The organism is Microbacterium sp. (genome assembly GCF_047606385.1).
GTDB lineage: Bacteria > Actinomycetota > Actinomycetes > Actinomycetales > Microbacteriaceae > Microbacterium.
This window is the reverse complement of sequence record NZ_JASGEL010000008.1, coordinates 15,926-36,058: the sequence shown is the minus strand read 5'-3', so window position 1 is coordinate 36,058 and position 20,133 is coordinate 15,926. Positions and strand designations below refer to the sequence as shown.

General features: G+C 69.5%; 16 protein-coding genes and 2 tRNA genes. 4 read left to right on the top strand and 14 right to left on the bottom strand.

Features of this window, described 5'->3' with window-relative positions; all coding sequences use genetic code 11:
- Nucleotides 1–6: 6 nt before the first annotated feature.
- Nucleotides 7–564: a peptidylprolyl isomerase gene (locus tag QM626_RS00895; protein ID WP_415072949.1), complete on the bottom strand. Its 558-nt coding sequence runs from the start codon at nucleotides 562–564 to the stop codon at nucleotides 7–9.
- Between the two features lie 61 nt (nucleotides 565–625).
- Here QM626_RS00895 and QM626_RS00890 point away from each other — a divergent pair, with 61 nt between their 5' ends.
- Together QM626_RS00890 and QM626_RS00885 are read left to right on the top strand one after the other, a co-directional pair.
- Complete coding sequence (locus QM626_RS00890; protein WP_415072947.1) at nucleotides 626–1,252, top strand: DNA helicase; 627 nt, start codon at nucleotides 626–628, stop codon at nucleotides 1,250–1,252.
- Between the two features lie 5 nt (nucleotides 1,253–1,257).
- Nucleotides 1,258–1,725, top strand: coding sequence for an aminoacyl-tRNA deacylase (locus tag QM626_RS00885; protein ID WP_415072945.1), 468 nt, complete (start codon nucleotides 1,258–1,260; stop codon nucleotides 1,723–1,725).
- Nucleotides 1,726–1,764: 39 nt separating this feature from the next.
- On the opposite strand, the gene QM626_RS00880 is transcribed toward QM626_RS00885, so the two are convergent.
- Nucleotides 1,765–2,205 carry an NUDIX hydrolase gene (locus QM626_RS00880; protein WP_415072943.1) on the bottom strand — a complete coding sequence of 147 codons (441 nt, stop codon included), beginning with the start codon at nucleotides 2,203–2,205 and terminating at the stop codon, nucleotides 1,765–1,767.
- A 47-nt stretch (nucleotides 2,206–2,252) separates the two neighbouring features.
- Nucleotides 2,253–4,151 (bottom strand): dihydroxy-acid dehydratase, encoded by a 1,899-nt coding sequence (gene ilvD, locus QM626_RS00875; RefSeq protein WP_415072941.1) that lies wholly within the window; start codon nucleotides 4,149–4,151, stop codon nucleotides 2,253–2,255.
- Nucleotides 4,152–4,228: 77 nt separating this feature from the next.
- Here ilvD and QM626_RS00870 point away from each other — a divergent pair, with 77 nt between their 5' ends.
- Complete coding sequence (locus tag QM626_RS00870; protein ID WP_415072939.1) at nucleotides 4,229–5,080, top strand: helix-turn-helix transcriptional regulator; 852 nt, start codon at nucleotides 4,229–4,231, stop codon at nucleotides 5,078–5,080.
- Between the two features lie 33 nt (nucleotides 5,081–5,113).
- On the opposite strand, the gene QM626_RS00865 is transcribed toward QM626_RS00870, so the two are convergent.
- From QM626_RS00865 to QM626_RS00840, 6 genes are all read right to left on the bottom strand, one after another.
- Nucleotides 5,114–5,473 carry a hypothetical protein gene (locus tag QM626_RS00865; RefSeq protein ID WP_415072937.1) on the bottom strand — a complete coding sequence of 120 codons (360 nt, stop codon included), beginning with the start codon at nucleotides 5,471–5,473 and terminating at the stop codon, nucleotides 5,114–5,116.
- Between the two features lie 67 nt (nucleotides 5,474–5,540).
- The gene (locus QM626_RS00860; protein WP_415072935.1) at nucleotides 5,541–7,703 is read right to left on the bottom strand and encodes an alpha-galactosidase; all 2,163 of its coding nucleotides are present in this window, start codon (nucleotides 7,701–7,703) and stop codon (nucleotides 5,541–5,543) included.
- Nucleotides 7,704–7,819: 116 nt separating this feature from the next.
- A complete protein-coding gene (locus tag QM626_RS00855) occupies nucleotides 7,820–10,081 on the bottom strand; it encodes an Ig-like domain repeat protein (RefSeq protein WP_415072933.1) in 2,262 nt (753 codons plus the stop codon).
- A gap of 138 nt (nucleotides 10,082–10,219) precedes the next feature.
- Nucleotides 10,220–11,551, bottom strand: coding sequence for an ABC transporter substrate-binding protein (locus QM626_RS00850; protein WP_415072931.1), 1,332 nt, complete (start codon nucleotides 11,549–11,551; stop codon nucleotides 10,220–10,222).
- Nucleotides 11,552–11,656: 105 nt separating this feature from the next.
- Nucleotides 11,657–12,592 carry a carbohydrate ABC transporter permease gene (locus QM626_RS00845; protein ID WP_415072922.1) on the bottom strand — a complete coding sequence of 312 codons (936 nt, stop codon included), beginning with the start codon at nucleotides 12,590–12,592 and terminating at the stop codon, nucleotides 11,657–11,659.
- On the bottom strand, nucleotides 12,589–13,437 hold the full coding sequence (locus QM626_RS00840) for a carbohydrate ABC transporter permease (RefSeq protein ID WP_415072916.1): 849 nt from the start codon (nucleotides 13,435–13,437) through the stop codon (nucleotides 12,589–12,591). Before QM626_RS00840 ends, QM626_RS00845 begins: the two co-directional genes overlap by 4 nt.
- Before the next feature lie 275 nt (nucleotides 13,438–13,712).
- Between QM626_RS00840 and QM626_RS00835 the strand changes: the two genes are divergently transcribed.
- Nucleotides 13,713–14,933 (top strand): ROK family transcriptional regulator, encoded by a 1,221-nt coding sequence (locus QM626_RS00835; protein WP_415072914.1) that lies wholly within the window; start codon nucleotides 13,713–13,715, stop codon nucleotides 14,931–14,933.
- Here QM626_RS00835 and QM626_RS00830 read toward each other — a convergent pair.
- From QM626_RS00830 to gyrB, 5 genes are all read right to left on the bottom strand, one after another.
- A tRNA-Ala gene (locus QM626_RS00830) sits at nucleotides 14,907–14,979 on the bottom strand. The two genes, QM626_RS00835 and QM626_RS00830, sit on opposite strands and share 27 nt — an antisense overlap.
- A gap of 13 nt (nucleotides 14,980–14,992) precedes the next feature.
- Nucleotides 14,993–15,066, bottom strand: a tRNA-Ile gene (locus QM626_RS00825).
- Between the two features lie 71 nt (nucleotides 15,067–15,137).
- The gene (locus QM626_RS00820; RefSeq protein WP_415072912.1) at nucleotides 15,138–15,542 is read right to left on the bottom strand and encodes a DUF3566 domain-containing protein; all 405 of its coding nucleotides are present in this window, start codon (nucleotides 15,540–15,542) and stop codon (nucleotides 15,138–15,140) included.
- The gene (gene gyrA, locus QM626_RS00815; protein WP_415072910.1) at nucleotides 15,539–18,070 is read right to left on the bottom strand and encodes a DNA gyrase subunit A; all 2,532 of its coding nucleotides are present in this window, start codon (nucleotides 18,068–18,070) and stop codon (nucleotides 15,539–15,541) included. The genes QM626_RS00820 and gyrA overlap by 4 nt, the downstream gene beginning before the upstream one ends.
- 30 nt (nucleotides 18,071–18,100) lie before the next feature.
- Entirely contained in the window at nucleotides 18,101–20,128 is a 2,028-nt protein-coding gene (gyrB, locus tag QM626_RS00810; protein WP_415072908.1) for a DNA topoisomerase (ATP-hydrolyzing) subunit B, read from the bottom strand.
- Between the last annotated feature and the right edge of the window lie 5 nt (nucleotides 20,129–20,133).

Here is a 20,133-nt window from a genome sequence, read left to right as displayed (position 1 = left end):
GCGGTCTCAGGCGGCCGCGATGTCGATCGAGCTGATGACCACGGGCTCGACCGGGCGGTCACCCGCGCCGGTCGGCACGGCCGCGATGGCGTCGACGACCGCGCGGGAGTCGGCATCCGCCACCTCGCCGAAGATCGTGTGCTTGCCCTGCAGCCACGGGGTCGGGTCGGTGGTGATGAAGAACTGGGACCCGTTCGTGCCCCCCACGGCCCCGGTGATGGCGTTGCGACGCAGGCCCGCGTTGGCCATGGCGAGCAGGTAGGGCTGCTGGAAGGTGAGCTCGGGGTGGATCTCGTCGTCGAAGTTGTAGCCCGGGCCGCCGGTGCCCTGCCCGAGGGGGTCGCCGCCCTGGATCATGAAGCCGGGGATGATGCGGTGGAAGATCACGTCGGTGTACAGCGGGCCCTCGCCCGGCTCGCCCGTGGCGGGGTCCGTCCACTCGCCGGTGCCGTCGGCCAGGCCGACGAAGTTCTTGACCGTGCGGGGCGCGTGGTCGCCGAACAGGTTGACGACGATGTCGCCGTGGTTCGTGTGGAGGGTGGCGGTGCCGGTAGGAGTGACCATGGCTACATTGTCGCAGAGTTCATAACAAGCCCCGGTGTACGGGCGGTGTCGCTCTGGCAAGATGGGGGCACCGGTACACCCATCGAAGGGGAGATCACTCGTGAGCAGCCTCACCCGCAAGCGCAAGAAGGAACTGCGCAAGCTTCAGAACCAGGCCAACAAGCTCTGGGACTCGCAGCAGGTCCTCGTCGGCGAAGCGGCTGATGTCGCCCGCGAGGCGGGTCGTCAGCTGGGCAACTACAATCGCGAGCACGTCGTCCCCGCGGTGCAGGCCGGGTATCAGCGCTACGCCGAGCCCTATGTGACGCGCGGGCTGAGCGCGTCCCGCCGCGTCCTCAGCGACGGGGTCGTCCCGGCGGCGGGCGCGGTCGTGGGCGGCGCCCTGTCGGTGTGGGATGCCGCGGCGGACACGCGCGCGCGCATCGCGGCCGGTCGCGGTCTCACGCTGCCCGACTCGGCGGCGCTGCAGAAGAAGGCGGCCAAGTACTCCGCCGCGACCACCAAGAAGCTGTCCGCCCGGCTGGCCGCACTCGAGCCCAAGCGCAAGGGCATCGGCGCCGGCGGGATCATCGCGCTGATCCTCGGCGGCATCGCCGCGGCCGGCGTGCTCTACGCGGCGTGGCAGACGCTGCGCGCCGACGACGAGCTGTGGGTCGCCGACGACCCGCTGCGCGCCCCCGACGCCTGAGCCGAGTGGGCGACGATCCGACCCGCCGGGTCCGCGACGCGGCGGGCGCGCTCGGTCTCGAGGTCGAGATCCGCGAGCGTCCGGATGCCGGCAGCCTCGAGGAGGCCGCGTCACTGCTGGGGCTGACCCCCGCCGACATCGTCAAGACCCTCGTGATCAAGCGCAGCGATGACACGTACCTGTTCGCGCTGCTGCCCGGTGACCGCACGATCTCCTGGCCGAAGCTGCGCGCCGTGGTCGGGGTGAACCGGCTGCAGCTGCCGGATGCCGAGCGGGCCCTCGCCGCCACCGGCTATGCGCGCGGGACGATCGTCCCGCTGGGCAGCACGACCGCGTGGCCGGTGTTCGCCGACGAGTCGATCCGCGGGCGCCGGGTGGCGATGGGGGCGGGGGCGCGCGGCCACAGCCTGTTCGTCGACGCCGACGCGCTCCTCTCGGCGCTCGGCGCGACCGTCGCCGACATCGTCGTGTAGCGCTCGGGGCTCAGAAGCGGTCGCGCACGGCTCCGCCGGTCAGCGCGCCTTCCGCCGGTCGAGGAGCCCGGCCCATTCCAGGGCGATGTCGACGAGCTTCACCCGGCGCAGCGCGCGGACCTCGGCGAGCGGGAACCAGCGCGCCTCGTCGGTGCTGCCGTCGGTCTCGTTGCGCAGCCCGCCGCCGGTGATCTTCGCGCGGTAGACGATGCGCAGGGTGTGCAGCGGCTCGCTGCTCTCCGCGATGCGGCGGCCGGCGGGGATGACGCGGGAGTGGACGCCGAGCAGGCCGGCGACCGTGGCGCGGTAGCCCGTCTCCTCCCGGACCTCGCGGCGCACGGCGTGCTCCGGGTCCTCGCCCTCCTCGAGACCCCCGCCGGGCAGCGTCCATGCGCTGTGCCGGCCTTCGTTCCAGTGCGCCAGGAGGACATGGCCGGCGTCGTCGGTGATGATCGCGTAGGCCGCGACGCGCATGTCCATCCCGTCACCCTAGTGGAAGTCGTCGATGAGCCCTCGGCAGCGGCGGCTCAGTGCAGCACCGGCTCGCGGACGGAGTGCGCGGCGACGGCCGCCTCGACGGCGTCCACGTCGCGCACGGCACCCTTGTCGGCCGACTGCGCCATGACGGCATAGGCCCGCAGCGCCGGGGAGACGACCCGTTCTCGGGAGCGCGGGCGGTAGCCGCCGGCGGCGAGCAGCCGCGCACGGCGCTCCTCGAGCACGTCCTCCGGCACGTCGAGGGCGATCTCGCGGGTGGGGATGTCGATCCGGACGATGTCGCCGTCCTCGACGAGCGCGATCACTCCGCCCGACGCGGCCTCCGGGGAGACGTGCCCGATCGACAGGCCCGACGTGCCGCCGGAGAAGCGGCCGTCCGTGATCAGCGCGCACAGCTTGCCGAGGCCCCGCCCCTTGAGGAACGACGTCGGATACAGCATCTCCTGCATGCCGGGGCCGCCCTTGGGTCCCTCGTAGCGGATGACGACGACATCGCCGGCCGAGACCTGCCTCGCGAGGATCTTCTCCACCGCCTCCTCCTGCGACTCGCAGACCACGGCGGGGCCCGCGAAGGTCCAGATCGAGGGGTCGACCCCCGCGGTCTTGACCACGGCGCCGTCGACGGCGATGTTGCCGCGGAGGACGGCCAGGCCGCCGTCGACGGAATAGGCGTGAGCGGCGTCGCGGATGCAGCCGGCGGCCGCGTCGGTGTCGAGGTCGGCCCAGCGCTCCGACTGCGAGAAGGCGGTCGAGGAGCGGCGGCCGGCGGGGGCGGCGTGCCACAGCTGCGTCGCCTGTTCGGTCGCGGCGCCGCCGCGCACGTCCCACGTGTCGAGCCATTCGCCCAGCGTCGCGGAATGGACGGCGTGGACGTCCTCGTCGAGGAGTCCCGCCCGGTGCAGTTCGCCGAGGATCGCCGGGATGCCGCCGGCCCGGTGCACGTCCTCCATGTAGTACGTGCGGCTGCCGGCCACGTTCGGCGCCACCTTGGCCAGGCACGGCACCCGCCGCGACACCGCGTCGATGTCGGTGAGGCCGAAGTCGACGCCGGCCTCGTGGGCCGCGGCGAGCAGGTGCAGGATCGTGTTGGTCGAGCCGCCCATGGCGATGTCCAGCGCCATGGCGTTGCCGAACGCGGCACGGGTCGCGATGCTGCGGGGCAGCACCGACGCGTCGTCCTGGTCGTAGTAGCGGTGCGCGAGCGAGACGGCGAGCGAGCCCGCCTCCTCGTAGAGCGCCCGGCGGGCGGTGTGGGTCGCGAGGGTCGAGCCGTTGCCGGGCAGCGACAGCCCGATCGCCTCGGTGAGGCAGTTCATCGAGTTCGCGGTGAACATGCCGGAGCACGACCCGCAGGTGGGACATGCCGACTCCTCGATGCGCTGGATGTCGGCGTCGGAGACGTTCTCGTTCACGGCCTCCGAGATCGCGTCGACCAGGTCGAGGGTGCGCACGGTGCCGCCTGTGAGCGTCGCGCGGCCGGACTCCATGGGTCCGCCGGAGACGAACACGGTGGGGATGTTCAGGCGCAGCGCGGCCATCAGCATCCCCGGGGTGATCTTGTCGCAGTTGGAGATGCACACCAGCGCGTCGGCCTGATGCGCGTTGACCATGTACTCGACCGAGTCCGCGATCAGGTCGCGGGAGGGCAGCGAGTACAGCATCCCGCCGTGGCCCATGGCGATGCCGTCGTCGACAGCGATGGTGTTGAACTCGCGCGGGATGCCGCCGGCCGCCTTCACCGCATCCGAGACGATGCGGCCCACCGGCTGGAGGTGGGTGTGGCCGGGGACGAACTCGGTGAAGCTGTTCGCGACCGCGATGATCGGCTTGCCGAAGTCGGCGGCGTCGACGCCGGCGGCGCGCAGCAGTGCGCGGGCGCCGGCCATGTTGCGGCCGTGGGTCACGGTCCGGGAACGCAGATAGGGCATGATGCCACCCTGCCGCACCGGACGGCGTTCTCGCAGACGTCGCCGGTGCTAGTGCTCGGAGCACTAGCGTGGAGGTCATGCCCGACGAACCGGAGCGCCGCAAGGAGCTCGGCGCCTTCCTGCGCGCGCGCCGCGAGCAGCTCTCCCGCGAGGCGCTCTCGCTGCCGCCGGGCACGCGTGGCGCGCTCGTCGGCCTGCGCCGCGAGGAGGTGTCCGTGGCGTCCGGCGTGAGCATGACCTGGTACACGTGGCTGGAGCAGGGGCGTGACATCACGCCGTCCCGGCAGGTGCTGGGAGCGGTCGCCGACGCGCTCCGGCTGACCGACGCCGAGCGTGCGTACGTGCTGTCGCTGGGGGGATACGCCCCCACGCTCCCCGCGCACGTCGAACCCGCGCCGCCGCACGTGCAGCGGCTGCTCGACGCGCTCGACCATCCCGCGTACGCGCTGACCCCGGACTGGGGCGTCGCCGGCTGGAACGACGCCTACGAGCTGCTGTATCCGCGGATCGCCGAGGTCGCGCCGGTCGAACGCAACCTGCTGTGGCTGCTGTTCACCGACCCGCGGCTGCGAGAGCTGCTGGACGACTGGCAGGTGACCAGCCGGCGATTCCTGGCGGAGTTCCGTGCGGAGACGGCGCACCGGCTGACCGATCCCGCTCTCGCCCAGCTCGTCACGGCGCTGTCCGAACGCAGCGGCGAGTTCCGGGAGTGGTGGCGGAGCTACGACGTCGGCGGGTTCGAGTCCCGGGCGCGGGTCTTCCATCTGGACGTGGGCGCCGTGACCTTCGAGCACCACCAGGTGCGCCCGTCCGACCGCCTCGACCTGCAGCTCGTGCTCTACACCCCCGCCAGCGCGGCCGACGCGGCGCTGTTCCACGCCGCATCCGGTTACTCGCGCGGGGGCTCGCGGCCGAGCGCCGCCGTCTGACGACGCGGACCTCGCGGCGGGCCGCCACCTCGGTCATCCCCGGCCGCGGATCGCCCTGCGTGCTGCGGCCGCCGAGAAACGGCGCTGCGAGTGGTCATATGCCACGTCGGCGGCGGCACCGAGGTTCAGGTACGTTCCACGCTGGTCGACGTCCGGCCCGGGGAAGGCGAAGACGTCGGTCAGGATCACCGGGTAGCGGTCGCAGAAGGCGGCGATGCGCGCCCGGTCCCTCGCCGGGATCCGATTCCCGGGATCGGTGAGCGAGTCGACCTCGATCTGGAAGTAGGCGACGCCCGCGGTCATCAGAGCGTCGAGGTGATCGGAGCGGTCTAGCAGGGAGAGATCGTCTTTCAGGAGGAACAGCCCGTTGATCTGATTCACCTTGACGATCACACGGCCACGGTACCCGCGGACGGGCGGAGGACGTGTTGGCCCGCTCGACCTCTTCGTGAGAGCGCGTTCAGCGGGCAGGCTCGGCGCCGGACGCCGGGGACACCCGGACGACCAGCGCGGTGTCGGGCCGCATCGTCGGGACCGCGAGTCCGTATCGGCCGAGCACCCGCCCGGGAAGCACGATGCCGTCCGGCCGCATCCACTGCGCGCGCTCCGCGCCGTGATCCGTGGCCCGCAGCAGCTCGACCCGGTAATCCCGATCCGGGGACAGGCCGGGGAGCGGGAGCGGCCCGGCCGACCAGGTCGAGTTCGTGTCCGTGGCGGCGATGAGATACAGCGCCTCTGCGCGATCGCGTGCGACGACACCCGACACGCGCCGGTTCTCGCCGCGGGGGAGATCGGCGTGCACGGTGTCGCCGGAGTGCAGCAGCCCGCGGTGGCGCTTGTGCAGATCGATCCAGCCGGCGAGCTCCCGCAGGCCGGCGTCGTCGACCTGCGTGAGATCCCATTCCACGCCCATGTGCCCCCACAGCGCCACCGCGGCGCGGAATCCCAGGTCGGCGATGCGACCGGTCGTGTGCGAGACGGGCGCGCCGACGTGGGTGCCGATCATCTCCGGGGGGATCAGCAGAGCGGTGCCCTCGTAGATGCGGAGGTTCTCGTGGGCGTCGATGCAGTCGGAGGACCAGAAGCGCGACGCGTGACGCGCCATCTCCAGGTCGATACGCCCCCCGCCCGAGGAGCAGGACTCGATCTCGAGGATCGGATGCCGCCGCCGCAGTTCGTCGAACAGGGCGTACACCGCCACGGTCTGCTCATGGACCGCGGGCCGGCCGTCGTCCGAATGCCGCTGACCGACGACGGGAGAGTTGTGGTCCCACTTGAGGTACGCGACGCCGTGATCTCGGATGACGGCGTCGAGCCGATCGAGGATGAGGTCGAAGGCCTCGCGGCGGGTCAGGTCCAAGACACGCTGATGCCGATGCGAGAGCGCGGAGCCCGAGCCGTCGTCGAGGAGCCAAGACGGATGCTCACGGGCCAGATCCGAGTCCGGGTTGACCATCTCCGGCTCCACCCACAGCCCGAACTGCATGCCCAGCGAGCGCACCCTGTCCGCCAGGGGATCGAGGCCGGCCGGCCAGACGCTGGGATCGACCCGCCAGTCGCCGAGACCCGCGCGGTCATGACGACGGTGCAGGAACCAGCCGTCGTCCAGCACGAACCGCTCCGCGCCGATCGCCGCCGCCCGCTCGGCCAGAGCCATCAGCTTGTCGGCGTCCTGCGCGAAGTACACCGCCTCCCAGGTGTTCACGACCACCGGGCGGGGGCTGTGCGGATGCCCCGGCTGGCCGCGCAGCCAGGTGTGGACCCGTCCGGCCAGCTCGTCGAGGCCGTGCCCCCACGAGGCGACGATCCATGGCGTCCGGTACGACTCGCCGGGCGCCAGCACGATCTCTCCCGGCTCGAGCAGCTCGGCTCCGCTCAGCAGCTTCCGCCCGGTGGAGGTGTGCTCGGCAGCCAGCCGGTGGTTCCCGCTCCATGCGACGTGCATCCCGTGCACCAGCCCCGCGCGATAGCCGAAGCCGCGCTCGCCGGCGCACAGCCAGAGCGCGGCGTCGTGGCCCGGTCGGCCCTCCCACGACTCCCGGACGCGTGCGCCGACGGTGAAGTCGGTGCGCTGCGGCGAGCGTTCTCGCAGGTGCCGCCCGTTCATGTCGAACAGCTCGTCGGCCGACGGCGGCACCGGCAGGCAGGGCGCGACCTGATGCACCTGCAGACGTGCGTCCGCCCCGTCCGTTCCGACGTTGCCGATGCGCGCCCCCATCATCACGACGCCGCTCGGGTCGACGCGCAGCCGCACCTCGATCTCCACTCCGGACTCGCGGTCGATGCCCGTGGACACCAGCTGCTGCCCGGCCGCATCCGAGCGCACGTCGTGCGACACCTCGAGGAAGCGCGGCGAGACCGAGCGACCGCTGTCCCGCGTGAGGAGCGTGCCCGGCCGCGCCAGCCACGGATCGGAGGGCTGCGGGAGCACGGGCAGGGCGTGCGAGACGCTCCAGAAGGTGTTCTCGTCGGCGCTCACCGTGCCCGCGCGGGCCATGTCGTGCAGCGCGCGATCCGACAGCTCGCCCAGCGACGGGCCCCAGTAGACCACGGCCGGCAATCGTGCGCTCTCGGCCGTCACGACGAGGCTCGTGGCGGACGACTGCAGGTGGATGAGCGACACGGGTGCTCCGTTTCTGTCGGTGGGTCGCACGCGTGCGACCGGGGGAGAGGTGAGGCCTTCGCTTTGCCGGTGGAGGGCCCTGCAGGGCGCCTCCACCGGCGAAGCGGGAGCGTGCCTCAGAGGTCGAGCCGGCGCCGGCGGATTCCCGCCGCCGTCAGGCCGAGGCCCGCGGCGAGCACGGCGAGCGCCAGCCCGACCGCGAGCGCCGGCGACCACTCCGATCCCGTCGAGGCCAGGCTCGAGCTGCTGCTCGTGCTCGCCGTCGCAGCCACCGTCAGCTCGACCGGGTCCGCGCTGGACGCCGCGGCATCCGCGTCACCGAGGTATTCCGCCGTCAGCTGATAGGTGCCGGCGGCGAGACCGGAGACCGTGAAGCTGACGCCGCCGTCGGTGAGGACCCCGGACTGCGAGCCGGTGTCGCCGGTGCTCGACTCCCAGGCCAGGGTGACGGTGCCGGTCGGGACGTAACCGGTCGCCGCGACGGCGACCTCGACGGTCACGTCATCGCCGACGACGGCGCTGGACGGGTCGACGGTGACCGAGGTCGTGGTCGGCGCCGCCAGCACGGTGAACGACGACGTCGAGGACTCCGACGCTGCGAACGCGGAGGGGTCTGCGGGCTCGAACGTCGCGTACGCGTCGTACTCGCCCACCTCGAAGGTCGACGGCAGCGTGACCGCCGCGACCCCGTCGACGACGGTCGCCGAGGCGAAGGTGCCCGCCGCGGTGCGGAAGGTCACCGTGCCCTCGGGGGTGCCGCCGGTGTCGGCGGAGACATCGGCGCTGAGCGTGATGGTGTCAGCGGCGCCGTAGGTCTGCTCGGCCGCACTCGCCGTGAGGGTCACCGTCGTGGCCGCCGCCGCGGCGGGTGTGACCTCGAACAGCCGGGTGCCGTGGGCGGGGACGGCCGCGGTCAGCGTGGTCGCCGTGCCGAGGTCGTCACCGGCCCAGACGTCGGTGGCAGCGGCGAGACCGGTCAGCCCCAGGTCGTCCTCGTAGTCCACGGTCATCTCCGTGGCCGTGTCGGCGAGGTTGAACAGTGCGACGACCTCCTTGCCGTCGATCTGCGCGACCCACACCTGCTCGTCGTCGTCGGTGGAGCCGAGCGGCGTGGCCGGCACACCCGCCTGGTCGATCGCCAGGACCTCGTCGTTCGTCAGCAGCTCCAGGCCCAGGTCGTCGAGCTCGGTCAGATCGTCGCCCGAGTAGAAGGGTGCGGCGCTGATCGCCCACAGGGTCGCGGCGGTGCGTCGTTCGTCGTCGGTGAGACCGGAGAGCTCCTCCGGATCGCCGACCAGCAGCGAGTCGAGGTCGTTCCAGCCGACGTCCCAGCCCGCGTACTGCGCCCACTCCGCCGCCTGCGAGAAGCGGGAGACGATGCCGCCGACCTGTCCGCCCCAGCCGTTGCTGCGCCAGGTGGTCAGCGTGTCGCCCCAGGCCTCGATGTCGCCGCTGATGCGCCACGAGTCGCCGAGCTGCTGCCAGTCGGAGGCGTCGTCCTCGCTGAGCGACCACGACAGCGCGATCGTGACGTCCGTGCCCGCCTTGTTGAAGCCGATGTTCCATGCGGCCAGGTCGGCGCGGTTGTCGTACTGTCCGGACACGGTCTCGTTGCTGGCGGACCGGCCGGACCCGTAGCCGACTCCGTCGATCTTGAGGAAGTCGATCCCCCAGTCGGCGTATTGGCGGGTCAGCGAGTCTATCCAGGCCTGCGCGCAGCCGTTCTCGTTGTCGAAGTCGAGCGCGTAGGAGGAGTCCCAGCCGTTGGTGGTGCGCAGATCGTCGTAGACCGCATCATGCGTGGTGCAGGTCGCCGAGCCCTCGATCGGGAAGTCGCCGTCGTCGTACGCTCCCTTCTCCATCCCCACCGGCACGTAGATCCCGACCTTCAGCCCGAGGGAGTGGATGTAGTCGATGACCGACTCGATCCCGTCGGGGAAACGGGCCTCGTCCACGGCGTAGCGTCCGTACTCGTCGTACTCCGGGGTCCAGTCCCATTCACGCCACCATCCCGCGTCGATGTTGACGTACTCGTAGCCGTGGCTGGCGAGCTTGTCGGCCATGATGTCGGCGGCCTCGATCACGTGATCGGCGGTCAGCCACGAGTAGGAGTAGGAGGTGCCGTCGACCTCGTTGTAACCGGCAGCCCGCAGCGTCTGCTGCGACCAGCTGCTCCAGCCGAGCAGCGGCGCCTCGGTCACGCCGTTCTCGACGTAGTCGGTCGGGTAGTCGAAGTCCGTCGCGGCGGAGGCCGCCGAGGCGGTCACCAGCGCGGCGGTCGAGGCCACGAGTGCGACGGCCGCCGCGGCCGCGATGGCGCGGCCTGCTCTGCGGACCGTCGTGCGTGCTCTGGGTAGTGTGTGCAATGTCTCATCCATGTGGGTGATTCCCTTCTTCGCGAATCCGGATCATTTGGGTGCGGATGCGTCGTGTGCATCCGCGGGTGAGGCAGGTGGTGCCGTCCTTTTCCGTGGGACGGCACCACCCCGGGAACTGCGGCAGGGGCCGCCGCCCCGTCACTGGAACAGTGCGTTGACCTGGTCGTTGGCGTCATCGAGCGAGCTCACGTCGGCGTCGCCGTTCATGATCGACTCGATGGTCGGATTGATGATGGCCACCACGTCCGCCCAGTGGTCCGCGATCGGCAGCAGGTACGTGTTGCCGGAGTCGACGTAGCTGGTGAACGCGCTCACGTCCATGCCGCTGTCCGAGAACGCCTGCACCGCCTTCTCGGTGGAGCTGGAGATCGCGGGGAAGATGACGGCCTGCTCGGCCATGACGTCCTGGCACGCGGTGGACGCCATGTACGCGACCCAGTCGAACGCCTCGTCGGGATGCTCGGTGCCGGCCCAGATGCCGTCCGACAGCCCGTTGATCACGCTGACGCTCTCGCCGTCGGGACCCGACGGCAACGGGGCGAAGCCGGTGGTGATGCCGTCCGCGCTCGCGTAGGTCTTGGCCTCCCAGTCACCGTCGGGGAGCAGCGCATACTTGCCGGCGGCGTATGCCTCGTACATCGACACCCCCGAGTCGGAGACCGCCAGCGACGGCATGTAGCCCTTGTCGATCAGGCCCGTCCACCAGGCCATGGTGTCCTCGAACGCCGAGTCGGAGTAGTAGAACTCGTCCCCCCACGGGTTGTCGTTGACGTAGTACCAGCCGTCCGAGAGGGCGAAGTGCGCCCACTGCGTGGAGCCGAAGCCCGACCCGGCGTTGTCGTTGCCGAGGCCGTACACGGCCACGTTCGTCGGGTCGAAGCCGGCCTCGTCGCCGCGGACGCCGTTCGCGTCCACGGTCAGGTGGGCGATGAGCTTCTCGAACGTGCCGCCGTCGTCCGGGTTCCAGGTGAGGTTCTGCAGATCCTCGGCGGTGTACCCGGCGTCCTCGATCATCTCGGTGTTGTAGAACAGGGCCACGGTGTCCCAGTCCTTGGGCAGACCATAGCGCGAGGTGCCGTCCTCGCCGACCCACAGGTCTGCGAGGCCCTCCTGGTACTGGGTGAGGTCGATGCCGGCCGCCTCCACGCGGTCGGAGATGTCCAGCAGCTGTCCCGAAGAGGCGAACTGCGGATAGTACGTCACGTGGTCGGTGAACACGTCCGGCGCCGACTCGGTCGCCATCGCGGTCTGCAGCTGCGTCCAGTAGTCGTCCCAGGCGTACTGCTCGATGTTCACCGTGACATCGGGGTTCTGCTCGTGGAAGTCGTCGGCGCACTGCTGGTAACCCGGCAGCTGCGCCGTGTCCCACAGCCAGTAGGTGATCTCGACGTTCGAGTCCGAGTCGGTGCCGGCCGCGGCGCAGCCCGCCGATGCCCCGAGCGCCGCGATCACCAGCGATGCCGCCGCCATTCGATAGCCGTTTCTTCTCATCAGGGACCTTTCTGTTGATTGCAGGGCCGGGCGGCTCTGCGCCGGCCGGGGACGGCGCGACGTCTTTGCCGCGCCTCTTCGGGGCTACTTGAGCCCGGTGAAGCCGATGGAGTTGACGATGCGTTTGCCGAGCACCGCGTAGAGCACGAGCAACGGGATGGTCGAGACGACCGTGGCGGCCATCAGACCGGCCCAGTCCGGCGTCCCGGTGGGCGTCTGCGCTTTGAACACTCCCAGCGCCACCGTGAGAACCCTCACCTGGTCCTTCGAGGCCACCAGCAGCGGCCACATGTAGTCGTTCCACGACGTGATGTAGGTCAGCACCGCCAGCGTCGTGACCGGCGCCCACGACATCGGCAGGATGATGCGGAAGAAGATGGCGATCCGGCCCAGGCCGTCCAGCGTCGCCGCCTCTTCGATCTCACGGTTGACGCTGAGGAAGAACTGGCGCAGGAAGAACAGCGCGAAGGGGGTCATGAACGCCGACGGGAGGATGATCCCCGCGAGCGTCTGCGTCAGTCCCAGCGACTTGATCGTGAGATAGTTCGGCAGGATCGTGAAGATGGGCGGGATCATCAGTGCGGTCAACAGGACGAAGAAGACCTGATCGCGTCCGCGCCAGTTCAGGCGGGCGAAAGCGTAGGCGCCGAGGGCGCAGAAGAACACCTGACAGACGGTGATCGTGGTCGACACGACGACGGAGTTGCCGAGGTACAGCCAGAAGTTCATCGAGGCGCCGGATCCGCCCTGGGCGAGCGCATCGCTGGTGCTGGCCAGGCCGAGCACCCGCGCGAACGCGTCCCAGGTGAAGCCGACCGGGAGCAACGAGGTGGGGTCCGCGGCGAGCGCCTGGGTGTTCGACAGGGCCGTGCGCAGCATCCAGTAGAAGGGGAAGAGTGTCGCGACGATCACGACGAGCATGAACGCCCAGCCGACGATCCTGCCGACGGAGGGCCGGCGCCGTGGCCGACGGGCGGGGAGGGGCGCCGCGACGAGCGCGCTCTCGCTCAAGCCGCTCATGCCAGATCCGATTCGTTGGCCCTCATCAGCTTCAGCTGGAAGGCGGCGACGGCGACGAGCACCACGAACAGGAACACGGACATGGCCGAGGCGTAGCCGAACTTGGACCGCTCGAACGCCATCTCCCAGATGTAGTAGTAGATGACCTGGGTGGCGTGGACGGGACCGCCCTGGGTGGTCACCGCGATCGTGTCGAACACCTGGAACGAGCCGACGACGGTCACGACGAGCACCAGCGCCAGGACCGGGCGCAGCAGCGGGAGCGTGACGCTGCGGAAGGTGCGGATAGGCCCCGCGCCGTCGATCTCCGCCGCCTCGTACACGTCGACGGGAATGGACTGCAGACCGGCGAACACGAGCAACGCCGTGTACCCCGCATGTCGCCACACGTTGACGAACGCGATGGTCGGGATCGCCAGCGCGCTCGAACCGAAGAAGGCCTGTCGATCGATCCCGAGGGCGTCGAGTGCGACGTTGACGATGCCGATCTGATAGTCGAGCATCCAGTACCAGACCAGCGCGACGATCACGTTCGCCACCAGGTACGGCATCAGCACGATCCCTCGCACCCGTATCGACTTCGTGAGCCGGTGCATCAGCACGGCCAGGACCACGGCGACCACCGTCTGCACGCCGATGTTGATGACGACGTATTCGAGGGTCACCACGAGCGCGTTCCAGAACTGGGGGTCCTGCAGCATCTGCGCGTAGTTGTCCGCGCCCACCCAGTTCGGCTCCGACAACAGGTTGTAGTCCGTGAAGCTGTATCCGATGCTGCGCAGCGCCGGATACAGATAGAACACGACGAACCCCAGCACCACGGGAAGGATCAGCAGGTACGCCACGCGCGAGTCACCGCGGCGCCGCCCGCGTGCCGGCGGGCGCGTGACGGCGTCCACGGTTCGCCCGGGACGCCGAGGCGTGCTCAAGACGGCACCGCCGTTCTGCGATCTCATCATCGACATCTCATCTACGCTCCTCTGCGTCCGGAAATATTGTTGAAGTAAAAATAAGTCTTGTCAAGAGTTGCCTGAATGTGGCCCCGTGGGCCGCGATCCGGCAGGATTTGCTACGATTAGTTTTCGCTTGGAAAGCGTGTCCGGGATGAAGGGGGGCCCAGATGAGCGAGGCACCGTCGCATCCGGATTGGCGCGGCCTGAGCGCTCCGGAGCGACGCGTCGCCGTGGAGGTGCTGATCCACGGCCCGGAGCACCGGAGCGCCCTGGCACAGCGTCTCGGGCTGTCGCCGACCAGCCTCACCCGCTTGACCAAGCCGCTGCTGGCGCAGGGGTTCCTGGAAGAGCTGAAGGCGGCGCCGACGTCCCGCCGTTCGCGCGGAAGGCCGACCGAGCCGATCGACGTGCTGCCGGACCCCTATCGCTTCGTCGGGGTCAAGCTGACCGGCGACCACGCATACGCGGTGCTCACCAACCTTCGCGCGGAGATCCTGAAGCAGTCGGATCGCCCCCTCCCCGAGACGGAGCCGCACGCCGTCGTCGACGTGGTCGCGGCGCTCGTCGACGAGGTGCGCGACGGTGCGTCGATCACGGCCGTCGGGGTCGCCGCGTCCGGCCGGATCGTCGACGGGACGAGGATCCCCTACTCCGAGTTCCTCGACTGGCATGACGTCGACCTCGGCCGCCTGGTTCGGGAGGCGACGTCGCTGCCCACGGTCATCGTCAACGACGTCGGCGCCTGCACCGCACGGGAGGCCTGGTTCGGTGCGGGTCGTGAGAGTCCCTCGTTCGCGCTCGTCACGATCGGCGCCGGCATCGGGTACGGCCTCGTCGTGGGCGGCGAGCCGATCTTCGACGAGGACACCGGCATCACCCTGGTGGGGCACATGGTGCTGGACAACACCGGCCCGCTGTGCCCGCTCGGCCATCACGGGTGCGCTGCGGCGATGCTGACCTCGGTCGGGATCGTGTCCACGGTCTCGGCGGCGTTGGGCCGGCCCGTGGGCTACGAGGAGTGCCTGCAGCTCGCGGAGCAGGACGACCCGGTGGCGCGTCACGTCGTGCTGGCCTCGGCGCGCGCCCTCGGGCGGCTCCTGTCGACCATCTCGAACGTCGCGATGGTGCACAACATCCAGGTCACCGGTGACGGCGTCGGCCTGGCGGACCGGTATTGGCAGGAGGTGCGCACGGAGCTGGACCGGAATCGGGATCCGCATGCGCATCGGGTGGAGGTCGACATCCGCCACACCAGCTTCTACGACTGGGCGGAGGGCGCGGCAGCGGCCGCCATCCAGCTCTACGCTCTCGGCCGCATCGACACGGCGACGACATCGGCGCGGCCGATCGCGAAGGAGCTGTGGAGCCTAGGAGATTCGAACTCCTGACATCCTGCTTGCAAAGCAGGCGCTCTACCAACTGAGCTAAGGCCCCCGGGAGTCTCGTGTGGGGCTACCAGGACTTGAACCTGGGACCTCTTCATTATCAGTGAAGCGCTCTAACCGCCTGAGCTATAGCCCCGAAACCATGGGCGGCTCGCGCCGCCAACCTCCAAGACTTTACCGGAGGCGAATCGAAATCTCGAATCGGGGTCAGTTGGAGGTGAACCCGACCAGCAGGCCGCCGGTGACCTTGACCGCGAGGTTGTAGATGCCGGCGACGACCGCGCCGAGCACGGTCACGACGACCAGGTTCAGGATCGCGACGACCGCGGCGAACGCCATCACCTGCGGCAGACCGACGAACTGGCTGAGCGTCACACTGCCGTCGGAGAACGACGAGAACAGGTCGTCGGCCTTGCCGATCAGGCCGGTGGTCTGCACGACCAGGTAGATGAGGAAGTACGACACGAGCGTCACGACCGCGAGCGCGACCGCCGCGAGGAACGACAGCTTGACCGCCGACCAGAAGTCCACGTAGACCAGGCGCAGGCGCACCTGCTTGGCGCTCGTCTTGCTGCTCGACTTCCGGGCGAGCTTGTCGGCTACCGTGCTCATTCCTGCGTACCTTCCTCGGGAATCTCGGTGTCCGGCTCGCTCCCATCGGCGATGGTCCGCTCGCCGTTGCGTGCGATCGCGATGATCCGGTCGTCGTCATCGGGTCGGGCGAACACGACGCCCATGGTGTCGCGGCCCTTGGCGGGCACTTCCGCGACGGCCGAGCGTACCACCTTGCCGCTGGCAAGAACCACCAAGACCTCGTCGTCCTCGCTCACGATGAGCCCGCCGGCGAGATCGCCGCGGTCGTCGGTGAGCTTGGCCACCTTGATGCCCAGGCCGCCGCGTCCCTGCAGCCGGTACTGGTCCACGGCGGTGCGCTTGGCGTACCCGCCCTCGGTGACGACGAACACGTATCCCTCGTCGCGCACGACGGATGCCGACAGCAGGCGGTCGGTGTCGCGGAACGACATGCCCTTCACGCCCTCGGTCGAGCGGCCCATCGGCCGCAGCGAGTCGTCCGTCGCCGTGAAACGCAACGACATGCCGTGCCGGCTCACCAGCAGGATGTCGTCCTCCTCGTTCACCAGCAGCGCGCTGACCAGCTCGTCGTCCTCGCGCAGCTTGATGGCGATGACGCCGCCCTGACGATTGGTGTCGTACTCGCCGAGACGGGTCTTCTTCACGAGTCCGCCGCGGGTGGCGAGCACGAGGTACGCGGCCGCGGTGTAGTCGCGGATGTCGAGGATCTGCCGCACCTGCTCGTCCGGCTGCAGCGCCAGCAGATTGGCGACGTGCTGGCCCTTCGCGTCGCGGCCGGCCTCCGGCACCTCGTACGCCTTCGCCCGGTACACGCGTCCCTTCGTCGTGAAGAACAGCAGCCAGTGATGCGTCGTGGTCACGAAGAAGTGCTCGACCACGTCGTCGGCCCGCAGGCTCGCGCCCTTCACGCCTTTCCCGCCGCGGTGCTGCGAACGGTAGTTGTCGCTGCGGGTGCGCTTGATGTAGCCCTCGCGGGTGATCGTGACGACCATCTCCTCCTCGGGGATCAGGTCTTCGATCGACATGTCCCCGTCGAAGCCGAGCAGGATGTCGGTGCGACGCTCGTCTCCGAACTTCGCGACGATCTCGGTGAGCTCCTCCCGCACGATCGTGCGCTGTCGCGACGGCGTCGCGAGGATCTCCCGGTAGTCGGCGATGAGCGCCTCGAGCTCCGTCGCCTCGTCGACGATCTTCTGCCGTTCGAGGGCCGCCAGCCGACGCAGCTGCATCGCCAGGATCGCGTCGGCCTGCACGTCGTCGATCTCGAGCAACACCTTCAGGCCGTCACGGGCCTCGTCGACGGTGGGCGAACGGCGGATCAGGGCGATGACCTCGTCGAGCGCGTCGAGCGCCTTGAGGTACGCGCGCAGGATGTGCATGCGCTCCTCGGCCTTGCGCAGCCGGAAGGCGGTACGGCGCACGATCACGTCGATCTGATGCGCGACCCAGTGGGTGACGAAGCCGTCGATCGGCAGGGTGCGGGGCACCCCGTCGACGATCGCCAGCATGTTCGCGCCGAAGTTCTCCTGCAGCTGGGTGTGCTTGTACAGGTTGTTCAGCACGACCTTGGCCACGGCGTCCCGCTTGAGCACGATGACCAGGCGCTGACCCGTGCGGTCACTGGTCTCGTCGCGGATGTCGGCGATGCCCGACAGCTTGCCGTCCCGGGCGAGGTCGCGGATCTTGGCCGCCACGTTGTCCGGGTTGACCTGGTACGGGAGCTCGGTGACGACCAGGCTCGTCCGGCCCTGGATCTCCTCGACGTTCACCACCGCGCGCATCGTGATCGAGCCGCGCCCGGTGCGGTAGGCGTCCAGGATGCCGCGGGTGCCGAGGATCTGCGCGCCGGTCGGGAAGTCGGGGCCCTTGATGCGCTGCAGCAGCGCCTCCTGCAGCTCCTCGGGCGTGGCCTCGGGGTGCTCGAGCGCCCACAGCGCACCGGCGGCGACCTCGCGCAGGTTGTGCGGCGGGATGTTGGTGGCCATGCCCACCGCGATGCCCACCGATCCGTTGACGAGCAGGTTCGGGAACCGTGCCGGCAGCACCGACGGCTCCTGGGTGCGCCCGTCGTAGTTGGGCTCGAAGTCGACGGTCTCCTCGTCGATGTCGCGCACCATCTCCAGCGCCAGCAGCGCCATGCGGGTCTCGGTGTACCGGGGGGCGGCGGCACCCATGTTCCCGGGAGACCCGAAGTTGCCCTGACCGTCGGCGAGCGGGTAACGCAACGACCACGGCTGCACCAGGCGGACGAGCGCGTCGTAGATGGCCGAGTCGCCGTGCGGGTGGTACTGGCCCATCACCTCGCCGACCACGCGCGCGCACTTCGAGAACGCCTTGTCGGGGCGGTAGCCGCCGTCGTACATGCCGTAGATCACGCGGCGGTGCACCGGCTTGAGACCGTCGCGCACGTCGGGCAGCGCACGGCCGACGATCACGCTCATCGCGTAGTCGAGGTAGCTGCGCTGCATCTCCGACTGCAGATCGACCTGGTCGATCTTGCCGTGGTTGTGCTCAGCGGTGAGGTCGGGGCGTTCTTCGTCGGCCATGTGTACTCAGTTCTCTCGCCGGCTGCGCGATCAGATGTCCAGGAAGCGCACGTCTTTGGCGTTGCGCTGGATGAAGTGGCGCCGCGACTCGACGTCCTCGCCCATGAGGGTGGAGAACACCTCGTCCGCCGCGGCCGCGTCGTCGATGGTCACCTGCAGCAGGGTGCGGGTCGTGGCGTCCATCGTGGTCTCCCACAGCTCCTTCGGGTTCATCTCGCCGAGACCCTTGTAGCGCTGGATGCCGTTGTCCTTCGGGATCCGCTTCCCGCCCGCCAGCCCGTCGGCCAGCAGCGCGTCCCGCTCACGGTCGCTGTACACGTACTCGTGCGGAGCGTTCGACCACTTCAGCCGGTACAGCGGCGGCTGCGCGAGATACACGAAGCCGGCCTCGATGAGTCCGCGCATGTAGCGGAACAGCAGTGTCAGCAGCAGCGTCGTGATGTGCTGGCCGTCCACGTCGGCATCCGCCATCAGCACGATCTTGTGATAGCGGGCCTTCTCGATCGAGAAGTCCTCGCCGATGCCGGTGCCGAAGGCCTGGATCATCGCCTGGATCTCGTTGTTGCCGAGGGCGCGGTCGAGGCGCGCGCGCTCGACGTTGAGGATCTTGCCGCGCAGCGCGAGGATCGCCTGCGTGTGGGGATCGCGACCCTGCACCGCCGAGCCGCCGGCGGAGTCGCCCTCGACGAGGAAGATCTCGCTGATCGCGGGATCCTTGCTGGTGCAGTCCTTGAGCTTGTCGGGCATGGATGCCGACTCGAAGACGCTCTTGCGCCTGGCGGTCTCGCGAGCCTTGCGCGCCGCCATGCGCGCGGTCGACGCGTCGATCGCCTTGCGGACGACGTTCTTGGCCTGCGCCGGGTTGCGGTCGAACCAGTCGCCCAGCTGGTCGCCGACGACCTTCTGCACGAAGGCCTTCGCCTCGGTGTTGCCGAGCTTCGTCTTGGTCTGCCCCTCGAACTGCGGCTCGGACAGCTTGACCGAGATGACGGCGGTGAGGCCCTCACGCACATCCTCGCCGGAGAGGTTGTCGTCCTTCTCCTTGAGCAGGTTGTTGGCCCGTGCGTACTTGTTGACGAGCGTCGTCAGCGCCGCTCGGAACCCCTCCTCGTGCGTGCCGCCCTCGTGCGTGTTGATGACGTTCGCGTACGTGAAGACGTTCTCGGTGTACGAGGTGGTCCACTGCAGCGCGATCTCGGCCGAGATCTTGCGCACCGGGTCCTCGGCCTCGAAGTCGATGACGTCGGCATGCACCGGCTCGGCCTTCCGGCCGCGGTTCAGGTACTCGACGTAGTCCACCAGGCCGCGCTCGTAGAGGAAGCGATCGCTCAGCTGGAGCAGCTCGGGCTTGCCGTCGACCTCCTCCTCGGTGAGCGCGTCGGGCCGCTCGTCGCGCAGCGCGATGGTCAGCCCCTTGTTCAGGAACGCCATCTGCTGGAAGCGGGTGCGCAGCGTGTCGTAGTCGAAGTCGACGGTCTCGAAGATCTCCGGATCCGGCCAGAACGTGATCGTCGTTCCGGTCTCGGAGCTCTCCTCGCCTCTGGCGAGCGGCGCCTGCGGCACGCCGCCGTCCCGGTACGACTGGCGCCAGACGTGTCCCTGCTGCCGGACCTCGACCTCGAGGCGCGTCGACAGGGCGTTCACGACGGACGAGCCGACGCCGTGCAGGCCGCCGGAGACGGCGTAGGCGCCGCCGCCGAACTTCCCGCCGGCGTGCAGGATCGTCAGCACCACCTGCACTGTCGACACGCCCTGGGCGGTGTTGATCCCCACCGGGATGCCGCGGCCGTTGTCGACGACGCGCACTGCGCCGTCGGCGAGGATCGTCACCTCGATCGTGTCGCAATACCCGGCCAGCGCCTCATCGACCGAGTTGTCCACGATCTCGTACACGAGGTGGTGGAGACCGCGCGGGCCGGTCGATCCGATGTACATGCCGGGGCGCTTGCGCACGGCCTCGAGGCCTTCGAGCACCTGGATGGCGTCGGCCCCGTAGTCGTTTCCGGAGGTATTCGCGGGGTGAGAGTCCGGAACGTCGGCGGGGTTGTCAGTCGTCATAGGTT